Raw genomic sequence first — 21,826 nt, 5'->3', positions numbered from 1 at the left:
AAAGTAAAATATAAAATTTATGAAGGCATTATACACCATATTACCAGCAATTGTTTTGTTGTACACAAGCTTAACGTTTGTATCCTGTGGCATGAGCCAAGAGGCGAGTGGCCCACCCGATAGTGAGATCAATGTAGGAAATCCAGTAAATAACCGCACCTCAAGCGATATGAATATCTCTCCTGCAAATGTTACTACGAGCGATCCTGCCATAAAAATGCAGGATACTTTAACTTCGCCTAAAGGTCCATAATCTGCTGGGATTTAAAAAATGTAGAGTATTTTCTTATTTAACAAAATGCTAAGAATAATTATGTATTGCTTCGATTATCTTTACCATATAACAATAAAATAAGTAAGAAAGTCATGAAAAAATTAGTTTTAACAGCAATGTTGGCAGGAGGATTGGTGCTTGCCTCTTGCGGAAGCAACAAGAGTGATTCTGAAACTTCAACATCTACAGATTCTATTACAACAACCGAAACTGTAACGACAACTACAGATACTGTAGCAACTACAACAGATACTACAGCCACATCTACCGATACAGTAAAACCTGCACCATAAGGTTGGTTTTTAATAGTATACATGAAAAAGACAGCTCGTAGTGAGGCTGTCTTTTTGTTTTTGCTAACAAACTTTATAGTTTATTTATAAAATGGCTAAGAATTTGTAGGGTTTTAAACCATTAACTTTGAGAGTATTAATATTTTAAAACCAAATAGTTATGAAAGCCACTTTTTTAAAAAACAGTATGTTAGTGTCTTTATTTATTACAGGTGTTTTTTTTACTTCGTGTAAAGAGAAAACAGAAAGCAGCGAAAGTGCTGAAACTGTTGATACAACAACTTATGAAGAAGCTACACCTATTGGAGATACCATTGTTACAGATAAAGATACAGTTGTAGAAATGGGTACACCAAATGATACTAAAGAAAATCCTACCGGAACTCAGGTACCTTAACAGGCAGCTATAGCAAAAAGCCTGCTGTTTATTTTTATAAACAGCAGGCTTTTTATAATTATTTATGTTCTAATCTATAAGCTTAGAATAAAACTATCCTTGTTTAATCCGTCAACAATATATTGCCAGTTTATATGTACCACATCGCTTAATACCTTTTTAAGCATATTAAAATCGTTAGGCTTTTTAATATAAACATTGGCACCAGCTACAAATGTATCTTCTATGTCCTGTTCTGATGAAGAAGTAGAGTATATGGCTACAGATATTCTTTTAAGTCTCTCATTTTGCCTTATTTCTTTAAGGCACTCCATACCCGATTTTCGGGGCATATTCAAATCCAGGAAAATTATATCAGGTAAAGGGTTTTGCGGTTCGTTTAAATAATTCATTAATTGCTCGCCGTCATTAAAAGTACTAATATCATACTTTATTTTAACTTCCTCAAATGCCTCCTTAAAAAATAGTCGGTCATCTTCATCATCGTCGGCAAGCATTATGTGTAAGTTGTTTGGGCGCATTTATCTGTTTGTATCTTTTAAGATTTTTGTTATTTTACTTCTATGTAGCGTTTCTGCCTCATTATTTTTTGAAAAGCAGTTGGGGTTACGCCTGTAATATTTTTAAATTGTTGCGAAAGATAGGCTACACTACTGTAATTCATCATAAATGATATCTCTGTAAGCGACAGATTTTCGGTAAGAAGCAACTGTTTTACCCTCTCAATTTTATGCAAGATAATAAAATTTTCGATTGATATAAATGTCACTTCCGAGAACACCTGAGACAGAGTACGGTAGCTTTCGCCAAGTTTTTCAGACAGGTAAGACGATACCTTTAAAGACTGCATTCCCTTGTCTGAATAAAGCATTTCTATAATGGCATTTTTTATTTTTTGTACAAGTATGCTTTTTTGGTTATCTACAATTTCAATACCAAACCGCTTTAACGATTCTATAAAGGCATTGTAGGTTTCCATAGGTATATTTTCTTTAAATTTTACATACCCCGGCTCAGTAACTTTGCAGTCTATTTTAAAACGGTCAAGTTCTTGCTGGAGCAATACTTTACACATCATATCAATGTTATACTTAATGTAAAGCTCCATTGGGTTGTGGTATATAAATAAAGATTTTTTGTCTTAGGATTAATAAAGTAAATGTAACAAAAATTACTTAATAATAACGATAGCTTTTTTGCTTTGTAAAATATAATAAATGATACTGATTACACGTTGCTTAACATATTGTTTTGCAGAATTTTATTACACTTGTTAGCGGTGTAAAATATTATAATATTTTACTAAGTGCTAATAGTTTAAAAATAGAGATATAGTATTTTTAGTCTTAATTTGCTTTTAAACCATGACAACATTGCCCCAACCTCCCGATGGAGGATCATTATATGCCGAAACGAATTTGCAGCACTTTTTTCCGGAACCTCTCAATGCCATTACTTCGTGTTTTTTTCTGGGTATAGCAATATATTGGACTATAAAAATATGGGGTAAACACCGTGAACATGCTTTTTTGGTTTTTGCACTATTATTACTGTATACCGGAGGTATTGGCGGTACAATATATCATGGGCTAAGGCAGTGGAGATTTTTTATTATGATGGACTGGCTGCCTATCATGCTGTTATGTGTTAGTGCAGGTGTTTACTTTTTAGCCAAGCTTACGCGGTGGTATTTTGCATTATTGCTTATATTGGTTTATGTATTATTTCAATATTTTGTATTACAACAAATTAGAAGTGCTAATATTCAGTTGTTTATAAATATAAATTATGCAGTGATGGCAGGTATTGTACTACTGCCTGTAGTTGGATATCTCATAAAAACATCGTTCAGGAGTGGGCAATGGGTGGGGGTAGCTCTATTGGCATTTGTCTTTGCACTAACGTTCAGGATTTCAGATAAATGGAACTGGATATATTTTGGAACGCACTTTTTATGGCACACATTTGGTGCTGTAGCCGCATTTTGTATGTTTCAATACATTTACCTTATGAATCATAAAGATCCTGACATAGCCGAATGATTTTGTTTTTAACACTCTAATTAAAGTTTTTGCCTTAATTTTAAGGCTATGGAAACAAACAGAAAAAAAGGTTTTATATTCAGGCAATATGAAGCCCCGCAGGTGTCTCCGTTTGATAAACTCTTTGAAATTTTTACCGAACTGATTACCCATACATCCGGCGATCTTGATGAAGCACTCGACTGGTTGCGGGAACTTGATAAAGAATATAAACTAACCGATAAAAACTATACTATTGACGACTTTATTGAAGACCTTAAAAAGAAAGGCTACATTAAAGATGAGGTTAAAGATGATGGCAGTAATGGTCTCAAAATAACGGCTAAGACCGAGCGATCGATCCGTCAACAGGCTTTAAACCAAATATTTGGTAATCTTAAGCGAAACGGAAGCGGCAACCACAGAACCAAGCATTCCGGGCAAAGCGATGAGCAATCGGGCGAGTTGAGGGAATACCGTTTTGGGGATGGGCTCGACAGGATATCCCTTACCGAAAGTTTACGCAACGCACAGGTAAACAATGGTATGGATAGCTTTATGCTTACTGAAAACGATCTGGTTGTGGAAGACAGCCACCATAAAAGCCAAATGAGCACCGTGCTGATGATTGACATTAGCCACAGCATGATACTGTATGGAGAAGACCGTATTACACCAGCCAAGAAGGTTGCCATGGCATTGGCCGAACTGATTACTACACGCTACCCAAAAGATACACTTGACATTTTAGTATTTGGCAATGATGCCTGGCCTATAGCCATTAAAGATTTGCCATATTTACAGGTAGGGCCATATCATACCAACACCGTAGCCGGGCTTCAGTTGGCTATGGATATGCTTAGACGCAAGCGAAACACCAATAAGCAAATATTTATGATTACCGATGGCAAGCCAAGCTGTATTCGCGAAAGCGATGGTACATATTATATGAACAGCAATGGCCTTGACGAATATATTACAGATAAGTGCTATACTATGGCTGCACAGGCGCGCAAATTACACATACCTATTACAACTTTTATGATTGCTAACGACCCATACCTTCAACGGTTTGTAAACACATTTACAGAGGCCAACCAGGGTAAAGCGTTTTACACAGGTTTAAAAGGTCTTGGCGAAATGATCTTTGAAGATTATGAAACCAACAGAAAGAAAAGAGTAAAGTAGGTTATTAAATTTTGGATTTAATACTTGGAGATAATAAATGACAGACTTGAGATAATAGATAATAAACAGAAGACGATTTTATCAGTCATTATATATGGCTTTAGATAAATTTTAGAGCTTTAAACAGTACAACTTTATAAACTTTAAGACTTTAGACTTAAATATGACTTTAACTGATATAAAAACATTAGGCGAATTAAAAAAGGCAGGGTATCAATCTAAAAATATTAAAGATGAGCTGAGGGCAAACCTGCGAAACAAAATAAGTAAAGGCGAAACGGTTTTTACAGGCGTATGGGGTTTTGAAAATACAGTATTACCGGAGTTGGAACGTGCTATACTATCGCGTCATAACATTAACCTTTTAGGTTTGCGCGGACAGGCCAAAACAAGGCTGGCAAGGCTTATGGTAAACCTGCTGGATGAATACATACCGGTGGTAGAAGGATCTGAAATTAATGATGATCCTTTTAACCCAATTTCTCGTTATGCTAAAAGCCTTATTGCTGAAAAGGGGGATGATACTCCCATTAGCTGGCTGCACCGTAGCGATCGCTTTTATGAAAAGCTTGCTACTCCTGATGTTACAGTAGCCGACCTTATTGGTGATGTTGACCCTATAAAGGCAGCTAATCTTAAACTGTCGTATGCAGATGACAGGGTTGTACATTTTGGAATGATACCCCGTGCTAACCGGTGTATTTTTGTAATTAACGAACTGCCCGATTTACAGGCACGCATACAGGTAGCATTGTTCAATATACTTTCAGAAGGCGATATACAAATACGAGGTTTTAAAGTACGTATGAATTTAGATCTTCAGTTTGTGTTTACAGCTAATCCTGAAGATTATACCAACAGAGGAAGTATTGTTACACCACTAAAAGACAGGATAGGTTCGCAAATACTTACACATTATCCTGAAACCGTTGCCATTGCCCGCACTATTACCGAACAGGAGGCTAATCTTGACGGTCGCCAAAGTGACGTGATCTATGTGCCGTCTTTGGCAAAAGATTTGTTAGAGCAAATAGGTTTTGAGGCCCGTGACAGTGAGTTTATCGACTATAAAAGTGGGGTAAGTGCCCGTATGAGCATTACCGCCTTTGAGAATCTTCTAAGTACGGCCGAACGCAGGGCATTGCGTAGCGGTGCTGAAAAAACTACGGTTCGCCTTGCTGACTTTATGGGAATTATTCCTGCCATTACAGGGAAAGTAGAGTTGGTGTATGAAGGAGAGCAGGAGGGAGCTGCGGTTGTTGCGGAGCAATTGATAAGTGATGCTGTTAAAAGCTTTTTCCCTGAATATTTTCCTAAAATAGAAAAGTTGGAAAGACCTAATGAAAAAGGACCGTATCAGGAAATTATAGATTGGTTTTTTAACGAAAGCGGCTTTGAGCTATTAGACGATACTCCCGATGAAGAATATAAAAAACAGCTGGATTCGATTATTCCGTTAAAGCAATTGCTGCAAAAATATCAGCCGAATATTGCTAAAGAAGACGAATACTTTTTTAAAGAGTTTATACTTTGGGGACTTGCTGAGAACAAAAAGCTTAATAAAGACCGTATTGACGATGGATATCAGTTTAAAGATATCTACGGTAGTTATATAAGTAAGTTATAATTGCCTTTTTGGTAAGATAATATATCAGGGATGCCTTGCTGACAAGGCATCCCTGATTTGTATTATTTAAGGTTTAATTAGAATTTATTTTCAACCTCAGCAGCCTGTAGCATAAGGTAATGAAGGTCGGTATTTTTAACAAAAGGTTTAAGTAGTTCGCTGCCCGGGCCAAACATAGCCAGGTTTACATAATCAGCACTATGATCCATACTTATCCAGCCTACTGAGTTTGACTTTTGTTGTATTTGAGCATAGGCTTTAAACGGCAGTTTTTTGTAGTTATACAATCCACCGTCTTCTTTGTGCAAACCGTCATAATAGGTTAGAATGGTTTTAGCATCTTCCTCACTAACAGCCTTATTGTTCATGGCTTCTGTAAGTTCTCTCACCTGAGCCACGGTAAAATTAGGCTTAATACTGTTAAGCACCCATTCATTAGTGTGAGTATAATTCTGGATGCTGTCAAAATTGGCATTGGCATCTTTACCATAGATCACACCCGGATTGGCATTGCCATGATCTGTAGTAATAATAACAAGAGTTTCTTTGTCTTTCTCGGCAAAGTCTATAGCCACTTTTACAGCTTCGTCAAATGCCACCTGATCATATAATAATGCACCAATATCGTTAGCATGTGCTCCCCAGTCAACTTTTCCTGCCTCAATTTGCAGTACAAAACCATTTTTGTGGTTTTTCATACGGTCAATAGCCTTTTGAGCCATTTCGGCAAGGGTGGGAGTAGCGTCTGTAAGGTTCTTGTCGTTAGTGCGGTCTAAATTATAAGGCAGGGCATCATCAGCAAAAACACCAAGTATTTGTTTATTGTTCTCTGCTGCCATCATTTCTTTACGGTTGCGCACTACCTGCCAGCCTTTGGCTTTATAGGCCGCATACATATCTTTTTTATCTTCGCGTGTAGCAGCATTAAAATATTTATCGCCGCCGCCCATCATTATATCAAAACCAAGGTTAAGATAATCAACGGCAATATCTTCCTGTGCATTACGGCTGTTGTTATTTACGCAAAAGCCTGCAGGTGTTGCGTGTGTAATAGGCACGGTGGTAACACAACCGGCCATTTTACCCGCTTTTTTGAATTTTTGCCAAATAGGCATATATTTTTCTCCGTTAGGGCCAACATTCAATACACCGTTTTTAACCCTTACACCACCACCCCATGACGAGCTTCCGGCAGAAGAATCGGTTACTATAGAGCTGGCAGAAGCAGTATCCATTAATGCCATTGCAACGCGCTGGTCTTTATAAAGCTGTATCCAGTTGCTTCCTTTACCGGTTTTTCGGTTAAGATAAAGATCGGCCATATTTAGCGTTCCGGTACTCATACCGTCGCTAACCATAAATATGATGTTTTTGGCTTTTTTGTTTTTATTGGAAATGCCAAGGTCTAAAATGTTTGCAGAACTGCTTATAGGGCTAAAAAGTGTTGTGCCCAGTGTAAATAACGAACCGTTGCGGAAGAATTTTCTCCTGTTCATAAAAAAATAAGTTTTGTCAAAGGTAAAAAACAATCCTACAGAAAGAGTAATGGACAATATTATTAACAGGTTAATTTAAACAACAACTCACAATTATAGGCAATATAGTTATTTAAGGAAAATCTGAAATCTGCAAAATGTTTGTACTGTTTTAGCATGCTATAAATCGTTACTTTTACGGCAAAATAAATATATTATGGATGTTATTTATGGCACTTGGCCGTGGTATGTGTCGGGTTTCCTTATTGGAGCTGTTATGTTAGTACTGGTATATTTTGGTAAAACATTTGGCATGTCATCTAACCTGCGCACTATGTGTACTGTTTTAGGGGCGGGTAAAACTTCAGACTTTTTTAAATTTGACTGGAAAACCCAACGTTGGAATCTGGCAGTGGTGCTTGGAGCCATGATAGGGGGGTACATTGCCGTAAACTTTTTATCTGACCCAAGTGTACCTACAGTAGAGCTAAACCCAAAAACCATAACCGAATTACAGCAACTGAATATTGATGAGCCCAACGGGAAACTCTTGCCCGGTGCCCTAACAAGTTCTGATGCTTTGCAATCGCCTAAAGTGCTTGCCATTTTATTACTAGGAGGGCTCATGGTGGGCTTTGGTACGCGCTATGCAGGTGGTTGTACCTCCGGTCATGCTATTACCGGATTGAGCAATTTACAATTACCTTCTTTAATTGCAGTTATCGGATTTTTTATAGGTGGTTTACTAATGTCACGGTTTTTACTGCCTCTAATTTTAAAATAATAGATTATGAAGTTTTTGAAATATATACTGGTTGGAATTGTTTTTGGCATAGTGCTTACAAAATCAGAGGCGGTGTCCTGGTACAGGATCTATGAGATGTTCCATTTTCAGTCCTTCCACATGTTTGGCATTATTGGTACCGCAGTTTTTACAGGTGTAATTGGCCTTCAGTTATTTAAAAGGTCTAAACTAAAGGATATCGATGGTCAGCCTATAGTGCTTGCTGATAAAGACAAAGGAATTACTAATTATTTAGTTGGCGGTTTGTTGTTCGGATTGGGCTGGGGACTTATAGGAACCTGCCCCGGACCAATATTTATACTTATAGGTGCAGGCTTTTTTGGGGTAGGTATTATATTGATTGGTGCATTAGCAGGTACTTATCTTTATGGCTTGCTTAAAAATAAACTGCCGCATTAATTTATAAGTATATGAGTACACAAAATAAATAAACCCTAAATCTGAGTTAATCAGGTTTAGGGTTGTTTTTTGCGACTGAATTTAAAATTATTGTTTTACCAGTCTTGAGGTAATTTGTTGTCCGTTAGATTCGGCTGTAATAGTATATACTCCGTTTTGTAAGGATGAAATGTCTACCATTGCACTGTTACTTTTAGGGTTTAGAGCCATTACCTGCTGTCCTAATAGATTATGAATAAATACATTGTTTATTGATTCGTGTGAACTAATGGTAATGCTTCCCGCCGAAGGGTTTGGATAGATACTAAGGCTGCTCTTTTTAGCAAAGTTTTGTGTGTTCATTACCTGATTTACCGAAACATAGATGTTATCGATTTCAAAATCATTTGGCAGTCCCGCTACCGACCCGTTTGGCAGGTTACTTCTTAAAACAAAAGCTTCTGTTATCGTTGCTAAGCTAAAAGCAGCCGACTCCGGTATAAAATCGGCAAAAGGTATCGACATAAAATGCCATTCGTTGTTGTTACTAAAACCATACGGATTGCTTGTTGGGTCTATCAATACCTTAGAAGTTATGCCATTGCCACGCATGCGTACATAGAAAGGTGCTGCCGATGATGTTTTGATCGCTACATTATAATAGGCATAAGCCGAAAAGTCTACTGTAACATCGCTGGTGTTTGCTGCATTCCTCGGAAAAAGTATTGCATGGTAATATGAACTTGTGCCGTTAAACGTAAACAGATAATTCTTTGTTCCTTCATAAGGTGCTGTTGTAGGCTCGCTGCCTGCAAATCCTTGACCATTATTAAACCTCACTGCGGTTGCACCTTCTCCTACAGTAGGATCTTCTGTGTAAATGGCAAACGATGTTTGGGCATTAACCCATCCCGAAAATAACATAATTGATAAAAGAGTAATTTTTTTCATTTTATTTTGTGTTTTTAATTATTATTAACACTATAAAATTACAATTGCTCATTTTCGAGATGGGTGTAAATAATGCTTACTTAGGGTATGGATTGTACTTATTATAACGTTTTCTTAAATTTTAATTTACTGATTTTTAATGTGTTGTTGTTTGATATCAATTTGCACTATTCTATTAATTCAAAATGTAGCTGCTGGTCGTTAACAATAACATAAAAATCTCCCGTTTCAAGGTGCCGCTCTCCATTGCTGTCAACAAAACTCAGGTGCTGTGCCGGGTCTATCTCAAAACGATATACGGCTTTTTCTCCTGCTTTTATAAATTTCTTTTCAAAGTGTTTAAGCTCTTTCATAGGGCGCGATATTGAAGCAAACGGATCTTTTATAAACCACATTACGGTTTCTTTACCGTCGCGGTCTCCTGTATTGGTAATCTCAACTTCGGCAATGAGCTTATCTGTCTTTTTAATTTTTGTAGCCGATAGTTTCACGGAGCCGTAGCTGTAATTGGTGTAGCTCAGGCCATGTCCAAACCAATATAAGGCATCGCGCGGAATATCCTGATAATGACCCGAATTTGGTCTTGCAGATTCGCGCATATTATAATAAATAGGTATTTGCCCTGTAGTTTGCGGAAAGGTTATAGATAACTTACCCGACGGATTGCTGCGCCCCGAAAGTATGCCTGCAACTGCACTGCCTGCTGCTGTGCCGGGTTGCCATATTGCTACTATGGCAGATGCCATAGTATTAAGACGTATAAGTTCTAATGGCCTGCCGCTCGATAGCATTAGTATTACAGGCTTACCGGTTTTTTTAAGTTCAGCTACAAGGTCTTCCTGTATTTTAGGCAAGGCAATCGTAGACCGTGAACCATTTTCGCCACTCCAGTTCCTTTTCTCGCCCAGAAAAACTATTACAGCATCTGATTTGTTTGCAGCACTCACAGCATCGGTAAAACCGTTGCGGTCATCACCATCAAAATCACAGCCTTTTGCATAGTTAAGTTGGGCTTTACCCTTAAATTCTTTTTGCAGCCCGGCATAAATTGTTTCTACATCCTGTGGCCTTCCCATGCCTTCCCAAAAGCCCATAATATGTACCGAATCTTTTACCATTGGGCCAATAATGGCAATGCTTTTATACTTGGTTGTTATGGGCAGCACACTATTATCGTTTTTTAGCAACACCATGCTTTCGGCAGCCAACAGTTCAGCAGTTTTTAAATATTCGGGTAACAGGTAACGTTTTTTTTCCGGCACAACATCCACATATGGGTTTTCAAAAAGTCCCAATTTCATTTTAACACGCAGTATGCGGCGCACGGCTTCATCCACAGTTGCCATGGGTACCTTACCTTCGGCAACCAAAGCAGGCAAATAATCCATGTAGGTATTGTCTACCATATCCATCTCAACGCCTGCCATAAATGCTTTTTGCGTAGCTTCCTTTAGGTCTTTGGCAACGCTTTGTTCTACCAAATTGCGTACTGAACCCCAGTCGGAAATTACAAAACCGTCATGTCCCCATTTCTTTTTAAGTACTTCGGTAAGTGTGTAATAATTTGCCGATGCAGGAACCCCCGATATATCATTAAAACCGCTCATTACAGTAGCTGCGCCTGCTTTTATGCCTGCTTCAAACGGTGGCATAAAGGTTTCCCAAAGGGTTTGATTTGATATATCGCTGTAGTGGTAGTCGCGTCCACCTTCAGAAAGGCTATAGCCAATATAATGCTTTAAACAGGCGGCTATGGTGTATTTATCTGAAAGGTTAGTGCCCTGATAACCTTTAACTGCCGTAACTGCAAAAACTGAATTTGCATAGGTGTCTTCGCCATATCCTTCGCTAACACGCCCCCAGCGTGCATCACGAGCTACATCAAGCATAGGGGAGAAGGTCCAATCGAGTCCAGACAGCCAGCTTTCTTTGGCAGTTATAGCGCATGATTGCTGTACAAGGTCGGTATTCCAGGAGCAGGCTTGTGCTAACGGGATAGGGAAAACCGTGCGATAACCATGTATGGCATCAAACCCAAAGATGATAGGTATGCCAAGTCTTGATTCACTAATGGCTTTTTTTTGTATTTGGTTACGGTATTCAGGGTTAGTACTCCTGTAAAGCAACGAACCTATCATAGGGCTCACTTCCTTCATTTTTTCGCCAATGTTGTTTGGGTTGGCGTTTTTTCCATAGGTCCACTGGTTCATCTGCATGATCTTTTCTTCCAGCGTCATCAGGCTTAAAAGGTTGTCTATGCGGGTTTCTATCGGGGCATTCTTATCTTTATATATTTCCTTTTTCTTTTGCGCTGCCAGGGGTAATGCGCAAAGGAGTAATAAAGTAAAAGTTACAATTTGTCTTTTCATTTTTAAATAAGTTGTGAAGCAGAATTACTTTGCTGCATCAAGGTATTTTATAAGCTCGTACACATGGTCGTTAAAAACTTTCATGTTATCTATTAATGGCATGTAATGTTCATAGTTACTGTTTATAATGCCTTTATTGGAATCACGGTTAGAGTAATCGGTTTTTAAGTTTAACGGGTCATTATCCTGATACCTGAACCAGTGCCAGCCCACACACCCTTTGCTCTTTAAAAGCTCTATTGCGAAGTTTTGGTAAAAATAACCGCGTTCAGCCTGTGTGGCAACATTCCATCCTGCCCCTGTTTTGTTTGGCAGGCCAGAATCTTCGCCTTTTGTGTACCATTCGGTTATAATGAACGGTTTGCCACTCCACTGTTGCCAGTTAGTAAGGATTGACTGTACAGGTTCCCATTTCCTGTAATGGTTTATAGATACAACATCCATATATTTTCCTGCCACCTCAAATATTTTAGGGTTATCAAGCTCATCCTGTTCCTGGTTAAACCTGCACCCAAGATACATATGGTTAGGATCGTATTTTTTTACAGCCTGAGATACTTTTTTAATGTAAGTTTCAAAATAAAATCCTGTAAAATCAAGGCGGTCTTTATCGGTAATATCTTCTATCGATGCATCTTTTCCTTTACGCGCATCCAACCACTTTTTTGCAGCGATATAGCCCGGTTCTTCTTTACCCAGCTTGGTAAGGTGCCTGTCTAAGGCATCGTCTACCCATGGCAACTCGTTATCGGTAAAATATCCTAATAGAAATTTATCGTTTTTATGCTGTACAATTTTAGAAACTTCCTGTTCTACGAAAGTATCAAATTCGGGGTCAAAAACCATGGCGAGGTCATAGCGGTATCCCTGCCATCCGGCCTCTTCATATTTACCCCCGAATTTTTTAATGTGCTGCTGTTTATAAGCTCCCATAGGACTTACAATAACGGTGTACACTAAAGGGTCTTTAGTTTGCTTAATAAGGTCAATGTTAGACCATGCACCCACACCGTTAAAACCTTTTGATTTTAAAAAGGCACTTTCTTTAGTAACCCATTTTTTTTCGGTCTTGTATTTAGAAACAAGCTGTTTTTTTTGATTATCTGATGTGCCGGGACCAAATACTGCCACACCTTTATGTATAAAAGGATTGCCATCAGGATCGATTATCCACCATCGACCGTCTTTTTTTTCGGTCCTGAAAAAACTTGTAGCCTTAGATGGGTTAACCTTCCATGCCCCATATTTGTCGGTTGCAGGATCTTTAGTATAAGTAAAACCGGGCAGGCGGTCTATGGTTTTTGCAACATAGGGTTTCCAATTAGTATCGTCGGCATTTTTACGGGCCATTACTGTATGGTAGCCCGATGCATTTAAAGTATCGGTGTTGCTACTGCTTTGCGCATAGGCAGAGAAGCTCAATATCCCCACGATAAGTGTGCAGGCCTTTTTAGCAGATGTAACTGTGTTGTTTTTTCTTTTTGTTGTGGTCATTATTTTGGAATTTTATAATCCAAAGATTTAAAATTCCGTACGCCTTAAAGGCTTTAAACATGCTTATGTAAGGGGTTATTTGTACTATAAGGCATTGAGTAAAGATGCTACAAACGCACCTAAACTGTGTGATTGTGTGCTTATAAACAACAAAACGCTGTATAAATGTTCATACAGCGTTTTGAAATAAATTAATAGGGTTTATTGCTTCAGTTCAAATTCTGCTTCCAGTACTTCGTTAGAGTTTGTTCCTGCAAAAATTTTAAACTGTCCCGGCTCTATAATAAAAGTACCATTGTTGTCATAATAGCCAAGCTCAGCTTCTGTAAGAGTAAAGTTTATCGTTTTGCTTTGTTCCTTTTTAAGTTCAGTAAGTTCAAAACCTTTAAGTTCTTTAACCGGCCTTGCAAGACTTCCTGTTACATCTCTAATATAAAGCTGTACCACCTCTTTGCCATCATAATTTCCTGTATTGGTTACTTCTACCGATACTTTTACAGCTTCGCCCTTAGCAAAGGATGTTTTGTTAAGCTTAAGGTTTGCATATTTAAAAGTAGTATAGCTTAGCCCGTAGCCAAAAGGGTATAAAGGTGTTTTTTCTGAGTCGGTGTAGTGTGACCAAAATACGTTTGTATCGGTATTAACGGGGCGTCCTGTGCTGTAGTTATTGTAGTAAACAGGAACCTGCCCCACGCTGCGTGGAAAAGACATTGGCAGTTTGCCGCTTGGGTTATAATCGCCATACAGTACCTGTGCTACTGCATTTCCTGTTTGACTGCCCAGATGCCATGCTTCTACAATTGCCGGAATGTTTTGTTCTGCCCAGGGTAATGCCAGCGGCCTGCCATTATTTAAAACCAACACGATGTTTTTGTTTACTTTATAAATTTCTTCAAGTAATTGCTGCTGGTTGCCAGGCAGGTCAAGGTTTGTGCGGCTGCGGCCTTCGCCACTCTGAAAACCATGCTCCCCTAAAACCATTATTACTACATCGGCATTTTTGGCTACATTTTTGGCAGCTTCAAATCCGCTGGTGTCTGTGGTATTAAAAACGAGTTCGTCTTTAAAAGTAGTTTTACCAATAGTAAGGCCTGTGCCTTTTTCATATACAAGCTGGTTGCCTTTATATTGCTGCATGCCCTCTAAAACCGATACCGCTGTGTTATCATCAGAAGCTATGCGCCAACTGCCCAACGGACTGTTTTTATCGGCAGCTAGTGCACCAATGAGTGCAATTTTTTGTCCGTTTTTCTTTAATGGCAGTAGGTTGTTCTCGTTTTTAAGCAGTACGATAGACTTTTTAGCCATATCCAGTACACCTTCATGGTTTTGTTTACTGCCAATAACTGCTTTCTCACGTTTCTCATCGCAATACCTGTATGGGTCGTCAAACAGGCCAAGTTCAAATTTTACGCGCAATATTCTGTGCACGGCATTGTCTATAAGAGCTACATCTACTTTTTTTTCGTTAACAAGCTTAGCCAACTCAGCTACATACAGGTATGATTCCATGTCCATGTCAGATCCGGCAGTAACGGCTTTTAACGAAGCCTCAGCACCGTCTTTAGCAAAACCATGATTTATCATTTCGCGTATTGATGCCCAGTCAGATACTACAAAACCTTTAAATTGCCATTTGCCTTTAAGTATTTCGCGTTGCAAAAAGCTGTTTCCGGTTGCAGGAACGCCATTTAGCAGATTAAAAGAGTTCATCATGGTTCGGGCTCCGGCATCGCTTGCGGCTTTAAAAGGAGGAAGCACAGTATTGTATAGCTTACTGTTACTGATGTCTACAGTGTTATAATCTCTGCCCGATTCGGCAAAGCCATAAGCGGCAAAGTGTTTGGCGCAGGCAGCAATAGTGTTATTGGCACCAAGGTTCTCTCCCTGAAAACCCTTAACCCTTGCCACGGCTATTTTACTGCCCAGATAAGGGTCTTCACCAGCTCCCTCCATGACGCGGCCCCAGCGTGCATCCTGAGAGATGTCTACACATGGCGCAAACGTCCAGTTAATGCCCGATGCCGATGCTTCATCGGCAGCAATGGCGGCCGATTTTCGTATGGCTTCAAGATCCCAGCTTGCGGCTTCGGCAAGGGGTATAGGGCTCAGGGTTTTATATCCATGAATAACATCAAAGCCAATAATGAGGGGTATGCCAAGGCGGGTTTCTTCCACGGCTATTTTTTGTACAGCACGTACCTGTTTTACACCGCGTACCGACAGCATAGAACCTACCCAACCTTTGCGCAGGTGTTCGTACTTAAGTTGAGACGAACCTCCCTGAGGAGCAGGGCCCGTAACATCCCAAAAGCCATTATACTGGTTCATCTGGCCTATTTTTTCTTCGAGGGTCATTTCTTTCATTAGCAACAAAATGCGCTCTTCTATAGGCTTTTTTTTGTCTAAGTGTGCTTTGCTTTGTGCGTTTAATGTTAATGAAAACAGGGCTATTATTCCTGCTATTACCGTGGGTTTGTTCATTCGTCTTATGATTTGGTGATTATAGTTATGCTATTAAAGATAAAAACCGTGAAGTAAAACTACACGGTTTAAAATGGTCGAAATCAAAATTACTATTCAACAGAAAAATAAATATCGTCTACATACCAGTCAAATGCTCCGGCAGTTGTGCTGTAAGTGGCGTAGTCGGCATCGTCGGTACGCATTACAAGCACTCCGGTTATTTTATCAAGGTTAGATGTTATTGCTGCACCGTTGCCATTGAGTTTAAAATCGGCCACCGGAATTTTAAGCGCATGCCATGCACCATCTCTTGCCATGCCATAAGTAGCATCGGTGGTGGAATTTAGTGTTATCCAGTAGTTGCCTGCGCTGGTGTTCATGCGAAGCCTTAAGTTTTTAGTTGTACTGGTTTTAAGGGCAATGTTATAAAAGCCATAGGCAGAGGCATTAAGCGGAGATGTTGCCGGAGCCATGATAGAAAGCGCAAAACCATTACCTGTATTACCGGAGTTAACCGGATCATAATGGTATAAGTAAGCACGGCTGCCCTCATAAGCTTCAGATACTGTTGTGATTACAAAACTTCCGTTGTTTACAGGTGTTTCACCGCGGTTAGTGTTGGTAATGGCTCTTTCCGTAAATACGCCAAGCCCTTCAATAGGACCTGCCGGAACCGTTTCAGTAACATTTATTTTATCTAGATTGGTATCTCCTCCTGTAAAGAATACACGTATTGTGTTTGAACCTGCTGGCAACACTATGCCCGAAACGGTTTTGCCTGTATAAACATCCCAGCCACCTGTGTTTGCAAAGTTGCCTGTTTCACCCAGGTTTGTAGTGGCCCCGGTGCTTTGGTTCATTAGCTGTAACCTGATTGATTTTCCTCCGGTTGCCGCTCCGGATGCAACCATAAATTCGAAAGCATAAGTACCTTCTACAGTAGCGTTTACAGTATAGTTAACCCATTCGCCTGCATTGGTGTTGGTTATTGCTGTAGCATCTGTAGCAACCTGTATATCTACTCCATCATCTTCTCTGTATGTAGCACTTCCGTTGTTTACAGCAAGGTTGTCTTCTTCATTGTCGTGATAGGCAACACCCTCACCTCCAAGATCATAATTTTCGGCCTCAATTACACCCGCAATGGTTGCGGCAGTGCCACCATAAGGTAGTGGAGCATCAATCCCCCTAACTACTATACTAAAAGTTTTGGTTTCTACAGTGTTGTCAATATATTTTACTACAAGCTTAGCTTCGTAGGTTCCCGGTGCGGCATATGCAACCGTTACGTTTGGGTTTATTGAGGTAGATGGGTTACCACCGGCAAATGTCCAGTTTAGTGTTAGTGCTTTGCGGGATGTTGAAGTAAAGTCTACTGACTCTCCAAAGCGAATGTTTGTAGAAGATGCTTCGGCCTCGGTTGCACCTTTGCTGTATAGGGTTACAGTGCGAACATCATCATCGCTACAAGAAAGTATTAAAACCGTAAATAGAGAAATCAGGGACAGGTATTTTAAAAAACTGTAATTTTTAAACGTCATAGTCTTAGGATTATTTGGGTTTGAGTTAAGGTTTAAATTTTAAGCAAATATTTTAAATAATAATAAGACACAGGGTTGCAATAATTTTTGTTTGGGGGCAAAATTGTACATTATGTTTTTATAATTTTTTTAATTTTTAAACGATAAAAAAATGAATACCTCAATTTTATATTTCAATCGGTTTGTTTTTGATAAATGGCTAATACTGTAGCTATAACGTTTTCTTTTAGTTTTTTTAGTGTACAAATGCACCCCTTAAAACAGATATTCAGACAGGATATTTTTGGGTTTCACAACTACATTTGTAATGTAAATATAAGTATAGAAGTTGTAAAAAAGTTATTTTTACGTATTACTATATCGTTTGCTATTGTGTATTGCCTAATTTATGTTTTAATATTTTATGTAGTTTGTTATGAGGGGAAATAAATATGTGCTGTTGATGATAGCTTTTTTGGGCAGTTGCTTCATGTTGTCTGCTCAAAATACAGGTTTGCATTTTGAACAGATAAATTATGATGAAGATTTTTCATCGAGCATGATATCCGGGATTGTGCAAAATAAAAAGGGTTTTATATGGATAGGCACAGAGAATGGCCTTTTTAGATATGACGGCTACAGTTTTTCGCGCTACATGCGCAATAAGGAGGTTGCAAACAGCCTTAGCAATAATCACGTAAATGTAATTTTTGAAGACAGCGGCCAAAATCTTTGGATTGGAACAAACCACGGAGTAAACCTTTTCAGAAAAAACTCTAATGATTTTTTGCAGGTAGATGTTTCTACTGTTAAAGGTGGAAGAAACTACATTAGCTGTTTTGCAGAAGACGGAAATAAAACTGTTTGGATAGGCACTTTTGGAGGGGTAAAGCGTCTTAACAAAAAGAATAACCTCCTTGATAATATAAAAAGCGATTCTAATTTTATATTGAACCAAAGCAGAGTGCTTTCGTTGTTCTATGATAAAGACTATGGTGTTATTGTAGGGACATCTACAGGTGTAAAATGTTTTGACCCATTGACCACCGATCTAAAAAAACTACCTGACGCTATTACTAAAAATGCTGAATTGCTCAATGCTAAAGTTTGGAAAGTTATTAAAGAAAACAATGGAGACCTATGGCTTGCCACCGAAACCAAGGGTACTTTTTTATACAGCAAAAGTGCAAATGTGGTTTATCATTATGAGTACAGTTTTAATGATTCGAACAGTATTTCGTCTAATTGGATTAATGATATTATAATTGCCGATGCTAATACTGTTTGGTTTGCAACAAAAGACGGATTAAGTATTTACAATAAGTCGACTAAAAACTTTACAAGATATAAGCATAATCCGTTAAGCAATTACAGCCTTACAGATAACGATGTAAAATGTTTTTTGAAAGACAGGCATGGCTGCATTTGGCTTGGAACCAGTGCCGGAGGTATAAATTTTTATAATAAGGCAAATGCCAATTTTACAAAAATAGGAGAGGCTCCAAAACCCGGTTTTGGTTTAAATAATGCTATAGTAAGTGCTCTTGCAAAAGAAAATAATAATGCTTTATGGGTAGGTACTTATGGCGGTGGATTAAATTACCTCGATCTAAAAAATAAAATATCAACATCCTATATTGTAGATAATAAGGATGAAAAGAAAACCAAGAACCTTATTGTAGCTCTTGTAAACAGGGGTAACTATGTTCTATGTGGCACATATAACGGGTTATTCAAATTCGATAAATCAAATAAAAAGTTTACTCCCGTTCCGCTTTCTGCTAACGGAAAAGTTGAAGACGAACGTCCTATAACATCAATATTGGCCGACGGTACAGATATTTGGGTGGGAACACACGGAAACGGAATAAAGCGTGTATTGCAAAATGGCAGTGTGGAGAATTACAGGGATGATGAATCTGAAAATTCGCTGTCTGATAATTTTGTAATGGATATAGAGAACAGGCCAAACGGTATATGGATAGCTACACAGAACGGACTTAATTTTTTTGATAAAAAGCTAAAAAAGGTAACCAGGCTTTACAGAACAAGTACACCAAAACGCATTAGCAATAACAGCCTTACTACCTTATTTACCGATTCGAAAGGAAGATTGTGGGTAGGGGCAGACTATGACGGCCTTTTTTGCATGGATGAGGCAGCAGAAACTTTTTTTGACCTCAACAAAGCCCGTGGGTTTACCGATGCCGCTATTAAAGGTATTACCGAGGATGCTGAAGGTAATTTATGGGTAAGTTCTGAAGATGTTTTATACAGAATAAAAATTAAGGCATCGGCTAAGCTAAAGCTTTCTGATTTTGAAATAACCCGATACTCTGCTAAAGATGGTGTTAATGTTAAACAGTTTTCTTATAACTGCGGCCTTAAACTAAATAGCAATCAGCTTGTTTTTGGGGCATCGAAAGGGCTTACTATTTTTAATCCAAAGGCTATTGTAAAATCGCCTAACGATACAGAAATAGTATTGACAAAGCTTATTGTTAATAACGAAGTGGTAGAGCCGGCCAAAGAAAACTCGATATTAAGCAAACCTTTTTCTGAGACTGACGAAATAACAATTAATTATGACCAGGGTTATATTGGCATAGAGTTTAGCAGCCTGAACTTCATTAATCCTAAAAAGAGTAAATATGCCTATAAGCTTGATAACGATTCGGGTAAAGATGAGTGGCACACTACCGGAACCCAAAACCGTATAAACATTTCTAACCTTGCACCCGGCACTTATGTACTTTCATTAAAATCTACAAACGAAGACAGTAGCTGGAACACCCATATAAAAGAATTAAAAATAAATGTGTTGCCACCGTGGTGGAGAACCTGGTGGGCATACCTTATTTATACAATGCTGGCTGTGCTTGCCGGATATGTAGTTGTACGTATAATAAACAACAGGTTGAAACTTAAAAGAAAGCTGTTCCTGGAACATGTGGAAAGCGAACGCAAACAGGAAATTTTTAATATGCAGCTTAACTTTTTTACAAATATATCTCATGAAATAAGAACGCCTTTAACGCTTATAAAAGGTCCGGTAGAAGAGCTTTTGGCATCGTCCCAAAACGATAAGGAGACCGAAGACAGGCTGAAAACCATTCAGCAAAATAGCGACAGGCTTTTAAAGCTGGTTAACGAACTGCTTGATTTTAGAAAAGCTGAAAAAGGGCATATGAGACTGTATTGTGAAAAGCAGGACATTGTATCGTTTTGTTTTGAAATTTTTGAGTCGTTTAAAGGCATAGCGGCAGAGAAAAATATTGAGTATAAATTTGTATTGAATACCAATGCCATACACGTTTATTTTGATAAGAACCAAATGGAAAAGGTAGTGTTTAACCTGCTTTCCAATGCTTTTAAATTTACCCGAAAAAATGGCAAGATAGTGTTTGCTGTAGAACAGGGCACTCCGCAGGAAAATAAAGTTTACATAAGAGTTAAAGATAACGGTATAGGTATACCTGAGAGCAGTAAGAACAATATATTCAACAGGTTCTTCCAGGCAGATGACAGAGGTGTACACAGCGTGGGCAGCGGTATAGGTTTGGCATTATCTAAAAATATTGTGGAGTTACATAAAGGAGAGATAAGCATACCTGAAGATAAGGAAAGCTGGGCGCATACTGTTTTCCAGATCGCACTACAATTGGGTGATAAGCATTTATCTAACGAGCAGATAGTAGAGAATAATTCGAACGCGAATACGTATCTTATCGATGCAGAGAATGTACCGCCAAAAGCTCCGGTTGTTTTTGAGGATGAGATTAAAATTGTTAACGACGATTTTGATGAAGACAAGAAAACCGTTATGGTGGTTGAAGATAATGATGAGGTGCGCAAATTTATATTTAACGTATTGAAGGCAGAGTATAATGTTGTTGAATTTTGCAACGGCAAAGAAGCGGTAGTGTATCTTGAAAAAGAAATACCGGATCTTGTTGTAAGCGATATTATGATGCCCGAAATGGATGGGCTGGAGCTTTGCCGTTACATAAAAACCAATGAAACCACCAATCACATTCCGGTTGTATTGCTAACGGCAAAGGCATCTACCGATAATAAAATAGAAGGTCTTTCTACAGGTGCCGATGCTTATGTCTCAAAACCATTTAGTATTAAGGTATTAAGGCTTACAGTTGAAAACCTGCTTTCGTCTAAAGAAGCCCTAAGGCTTAAGTATAGTGGAAACTTTATTATAGATGCCGATCTTAACAAACTTTCAACACCCGAGGAGCAGTTTATTAAAAAGCTGATGAAAGTTATAGAGAACAACCTTGAAAACCCTGACTTCGATGTAAATATGTTGGTTAATGAAATTGGAATGAGCCGTACCATATTGTACAAAAAGGTAAATGCGCTTACGGGTCAGTCGGTGGCAAACCTTATTAAAAACCTGCGACTAAAAAAGGCTTCAGACATTATTTTAAACACATCATATCCAATCTCGGAAGTGGCATTTATGGTTGGCTTTAATGACAGGAAACATTTTAGCAGGGAGTTCAGGAAAGTGTATAAGCTTTCGCCTACCGAATATAAAACCTCTAAAGAATAAC

The 21,826-nt window shown here is 38.5% G+C and carries 17 protein-coding genes; 9 read left to right on the top strand and 8 right to left on the bottom strand.

The window, feature by feature from the left end; all coding sequences use genetic code 11:
- The first annotated feature begins 19 nt into the window (after positions 1–19).
- The 3 genes from GR160_RS05185 to GR160_RS05180 all read left to right on the top strand — a co-directional run bounded on the left by GR160_RS05185 (position 20) and on the right by GR160_RS05180 (position 964).
- Positions 20–253: a hypothetical protein gene (locus tag GR160_RS05185; RefSeq protein ID WP_160748755.1), complete on the top strand. Its 234-nt coding sequence runs from the start codon at positions 20–22 to the stop codon at positions 251–253.
- A gap of 113 nt (positions 254–366) precedes the next feature.
- Complete coding sequence (locus GR160_RS19275) at positions 367–567, top strand: hypothetical protein (RefSeq protein WP_202390714.1); 201 nt, start codon at positions 367–369, stop codon at positions 565–567.
- A gap of 160 nt (positions 568–727) precedes the next feature.
- Positions 728–964, top strand: a complete 237-nt coding sequence (locus tag GR160_RS05180; RefSeq protein ID WP_160748754.1) for a hypothetical protein — start codon at positions 728–730, stop codon at positions 962–964.
- Positions 965–1,038: 74 nt separating this feature from the next.
- On the opposite strand, the gene GR160_RS05175 is transcribed toward GR160_RS05180, so the two are convergent.
- The gene (locus tag GR160_RS05175) at positions 1,039–1,485 is read right to left on the bottom strand and encodes a response regulator (RefSeq protein ID WP_160748753.1); all 447 of its coding nucleotides are present in this window, start codon (positions 1,483–1,485) and stop codon (positions 1,039–1,041) included.
- Between the two features lie 29 nt (positions 1,486–1,514).
- Complete coding sequence (locus tag GR160_RS05170; RefSeq protein ID WP_160748752.1) at positions 1,515–2,072, bottom strand: AraC family transcriptional regulator; 558 nt, start codon at positions 2,070–2,072, stop codon at positions 1,515–1,517.
- A gap of 256 nt (positions 2,073–2,328) precedes the next feature.
- On the opposite strand from GR160_RS05170, the gene GR160_RS05165 reads away from it, so the two are divergent.
- From GR160_RS05165 to GR160_RS05155, 3 genes are all read left to right on the top strand, one after another.
- On the top strand, positions 2,329–3,006 hold the full coding sequence (locus tag GR160_RS05165) for a hypothetical protein (RefSeq protein WP_160748751.1): 678 nt from the start codon (positions 2,329–2,331) through the stop codon (positions 3,004–3,006).
- A gap of 48 nt (positions 3,007–3,054) precedes the next feature.
- Complete coding sequence (locus tag GR160_RS05160) at positions 3,055–4,173, top strand: VWA domain-containing protein (protein WP_160748750.1); 1,119 nt, start codon at positions 3,055–3,057, stop codon at positions 4,171–4,173.
- A 163-nt stretch (positions 4,174–4,336) separates the two neighbouring features.
- Complete coding sequence (locus GR160_RS05155) at positions 4,337–5,800, top strand: AAA family ATPase (RefSeq protein ID WP_160748749.1); 1,464 nt, start codon at positions 4,337–4,339, stop codon at positions 5,798–5,800.
- A 77-nt stretch (positions 5,801–5,877) separates the two neighbouring features.
- Here the strand turns inward: GR160_RS05155 and GR160_RS05150 are convergent, their stop codons facing one another.
- A complete protein-coding gene (locus tag GR160_RS05150) occupies positions 5,878–7,296 on the bottom strand; it encodes an alkaline phosphatase (protein ID WP_160748748.1) in 1,419 nt (472 codons plus the stop codon).
- Positions 7,297–7,492: 196 nt separating this feature from the next.
- Between GR160_RS05150 and GR160_RS05145 the strand changes: the two genes are divergently transcribed.
- Both GR160_RS05145 and GR160_RS05140 read left to right on the top strand, forming a co-directional pair.
- Positions 7,493–8,059 (top strand): YeeE/YedE family protein, encoded by a 567-nt coding sequence (locus tag GR160_RS05145; RefSeq protein ID WP_160748747.1) that lies wholly within the window; start codon positions 7,493–7,495, stop codon positions 8,057–8,059.
- 6 nt (positions 8,060–8,065) lie between these two features.
- On the top strand, positions 8,066–8,479 hold the full coding sequence (locus GR160_RS05140) for a DUF6691 family protein (RefSeq protein ID WP_160748746.1): 414 nt from the start codon (positions 8,066–8,068) through the stop codon (positions 8,477–8,479).
- An 87-nt stretch (positions 8,480–8,566) separates the two neighbouring features.
- On the opposite strand, the gene GR160_RS05135 is transcribed toward GR160_RS05140, so the two are convergent.
- From GR160_RS05135 to GR160_RS05115, 5 genes are all read right to left on the bottom strand, one after another.
- Complete coding sequence (locus GR160_RS05135; protein WP_160748745.1) at positions 8,567–9,409, bottom strand: T9SS type A sorting domain-containing protein; 843 nt, start codon at positions 9,407–9,409, stop codon at positions 8,567–8,569.
- A 167-nt stretch (positions 9,410–9,576) separates the two neighbouring features.
- Positions 9,577–11,778 carry a glycoside hydrolase family 3 N-terminal domain-containing protein gene (locus tag GR160_RS05130; protein ID WP_160748744.1) on the bottom strand — a complete coding sequence of 734 codons (2,202 nt, stop codon included), beginning with the start codon at positions 11,776–11,778 and terminating at the stop codon, positions 9,577–9,579.
- A gap of 24 nt (positions 11,779–11,802) precedes the next feature.
- The gene (locus GR160_RS05125) at positions 11,803–13,272 is read right to left on the bottom strand and encodes a hypothetical protein (RefSeq protein ID WP_202390713.1); all 1,470 of its coding nucleotides are present in this window, start codon (positions 13,270–13,272) and stop codon (positions 11,803–11,805) included.
- Between the two features lie 201 nt (positions 13,273–13,473).
- Entirely contained in the window at positions 13,474–15,756 is a 2,283-nt protein-coding gene (gene bglX, locus GR160_RS05120; protein WP_160748743.1) for a beta-glucosidase BglX, read from the bottom strand.
- Positions 15,757–15,848: 92 nt separating this feature from the next.
- Positions 15,849–17,279 (bottom strand): carbohydrate-binding protein, encoded by a 1,431-nt coding sequence (locus GR160_RS05115; RefSeq protein ID WP_160748742.1) that lies wholly within the window; start codon positions 17,277–17,279, stop codon positions 15,849–15,851.
- A 415-nt stretch (positions 17,280–17,694) separates the two neighbouring features.
- Between GR160_RS05115 and GR160_RS05110 the strand changes: the two genes are divergently transcribed.
- Positions 17,695–21,825, top strand: a complete 4,131-nt coding sequence (locus GR160_RS05110) for a two-component regulator propeller domain-containing protein (protein WP_160748741.1) — start codon at positions 17,695–17,697, stop codon at positions 21,823–21,825.
- Position 21,826 lies beyond the last annotated feature (1 nt).

The organism is Flavobacterium sp. Sd200, from assembly GCF_009826935.1.
In the GTDB taxonomy this organism is placed as follows: Bacteria; Bacteroidota; Bacteroidia; order Flavobacteriales; family Flavobacteriaceae; genus Flavobacterium.
This window is presented reverse-complemented; position numbering and strand designations above follow the sequence as displayed.

What these genes read in the sequence shown, in the direction of transcription:
- GR160_RS05115 (WP_160748742.1), bottom strand. Translation starts at nt 17,279, where the DNA reads ATGACGTTTAAAAATTACAGTTTTTTAAAATACCTGTCCCTGATTTCT.
- GR160_RS05135 (WP_160748745.1), bottom strand. Translation starts at nt 9,409, where the DNA reads ATGAAAAAAATTACTCTTTTATCAATTATGTTATTTTCGGGATGGGTT.
- GR160_RS05170 (WP_160748752.1), bottom strand. Translation starts at nt 2,072, where the DNA reads ATGGAGCTTTACATTAAGTATAACATTGATATGATGTGTAAAGTATTG.
- GR160_RS05155 (WP_160748749.1), top strand. Translation starts at nt 4,337, where the DNA reads ATGACTTTAACTGATATAAAAACATTAGGCGAATTAAAAAAGGCAGGG.
- GR160_RS05125 (WP_202390713.1), bottom strand. Translation starts at nt 13,272, where the DNA reads ATGACCACAACAAAAAGAAAAAACAACACAGTTACATCTGCTAAAAAG.
- GR160_RS05185 (WP_160748755.1), top strand. Translation starts at nt 20, where the DNA reads ATGAAGGCATTATACACCATATTACCAGCAATTGTTTTGTTGTACACA.
- GR160_RS05160 (WP_160748750.1), top strand. Translation starts at nt 3,055, where the DNA reads ATGGAAACAAACAGAAAAAAAGGTTTTATATTCAGGCAATATGAAGCC.
- GR160_RS05145 (WP_160748747.1), top strand. Translation starts at nt 7,493, where the DNA reads ATGGATGTTATTTATGGCACTTGGCCGTGGTATGTGTCGGGTTTCCTT.
- GR160_RS05180 (WP_160748754.1), top strand. Translation starts at nt 728, where the DNA reads ATGAAAGCCACTTTTTTAAAAAACAGTATGTTAGTGTCTTTATTTATT.
- bglX (WP_160748743.1), bottom strand. Translation starts at nt 15,756, where the DNA reads ATGAACAAACCCACGGTAATAGCAGGAATAATAGCCCTGTTTTCATTA.
- GR160_RS05150 (WP_160748748.1), bottom strand. Translation starts at nt 7,296, where the DNA reads ATGAACAGGAGAAAATTCTTCCGCAACGGTTCGTTATTTACACTGGGC.
- GR160_RS19275 (WP_202390714.1), top strand. Translation starts at nt 367, where the DNA reads ATGAAAAAATTAGTTTTAACAGCAATGTTGGCAGGAGGATTGGTGCTT.
- GR160_RS05140 (WP_160748746.1), top strand. Translation starts at nt 8,066, where the DNA reads ATGAAGTTTTTGAAATATATACTGGTTGGAATTGTTTTTGGCATAGTG.
- GR160_RS05175 (WP_160748753.1), bottom strand. Translation starts at nt 1,485, where the DNA reads ATGCGCCCAAACAACTTACACATAATGCTTGCCGACGATGATGAAGAT.
- GR160_RS05110 (WP_160748741.1), top strand. Translation starts at nt 17,695, where the DNA reads ATGAGGGGAAATAAATATGTGCTGTTGATGATAGCTTTTTTGGGCAGT.
- GR160_RS05165 (WP_160748751.1), top strand. Translation starts at nt 2,329, where the DNA reads ATGACAACATTGCCCCAACCTCCCGATGGAGGATCATTATATGCCGAA.
- GR160_RS05130 (WP_160748744.1), bottom strand. Translation starts at nt 11,778, where the DNA reads ATGAAAAGACAAATTGTAACTTTTACTTTATTACTCCTTTGCGCATTA.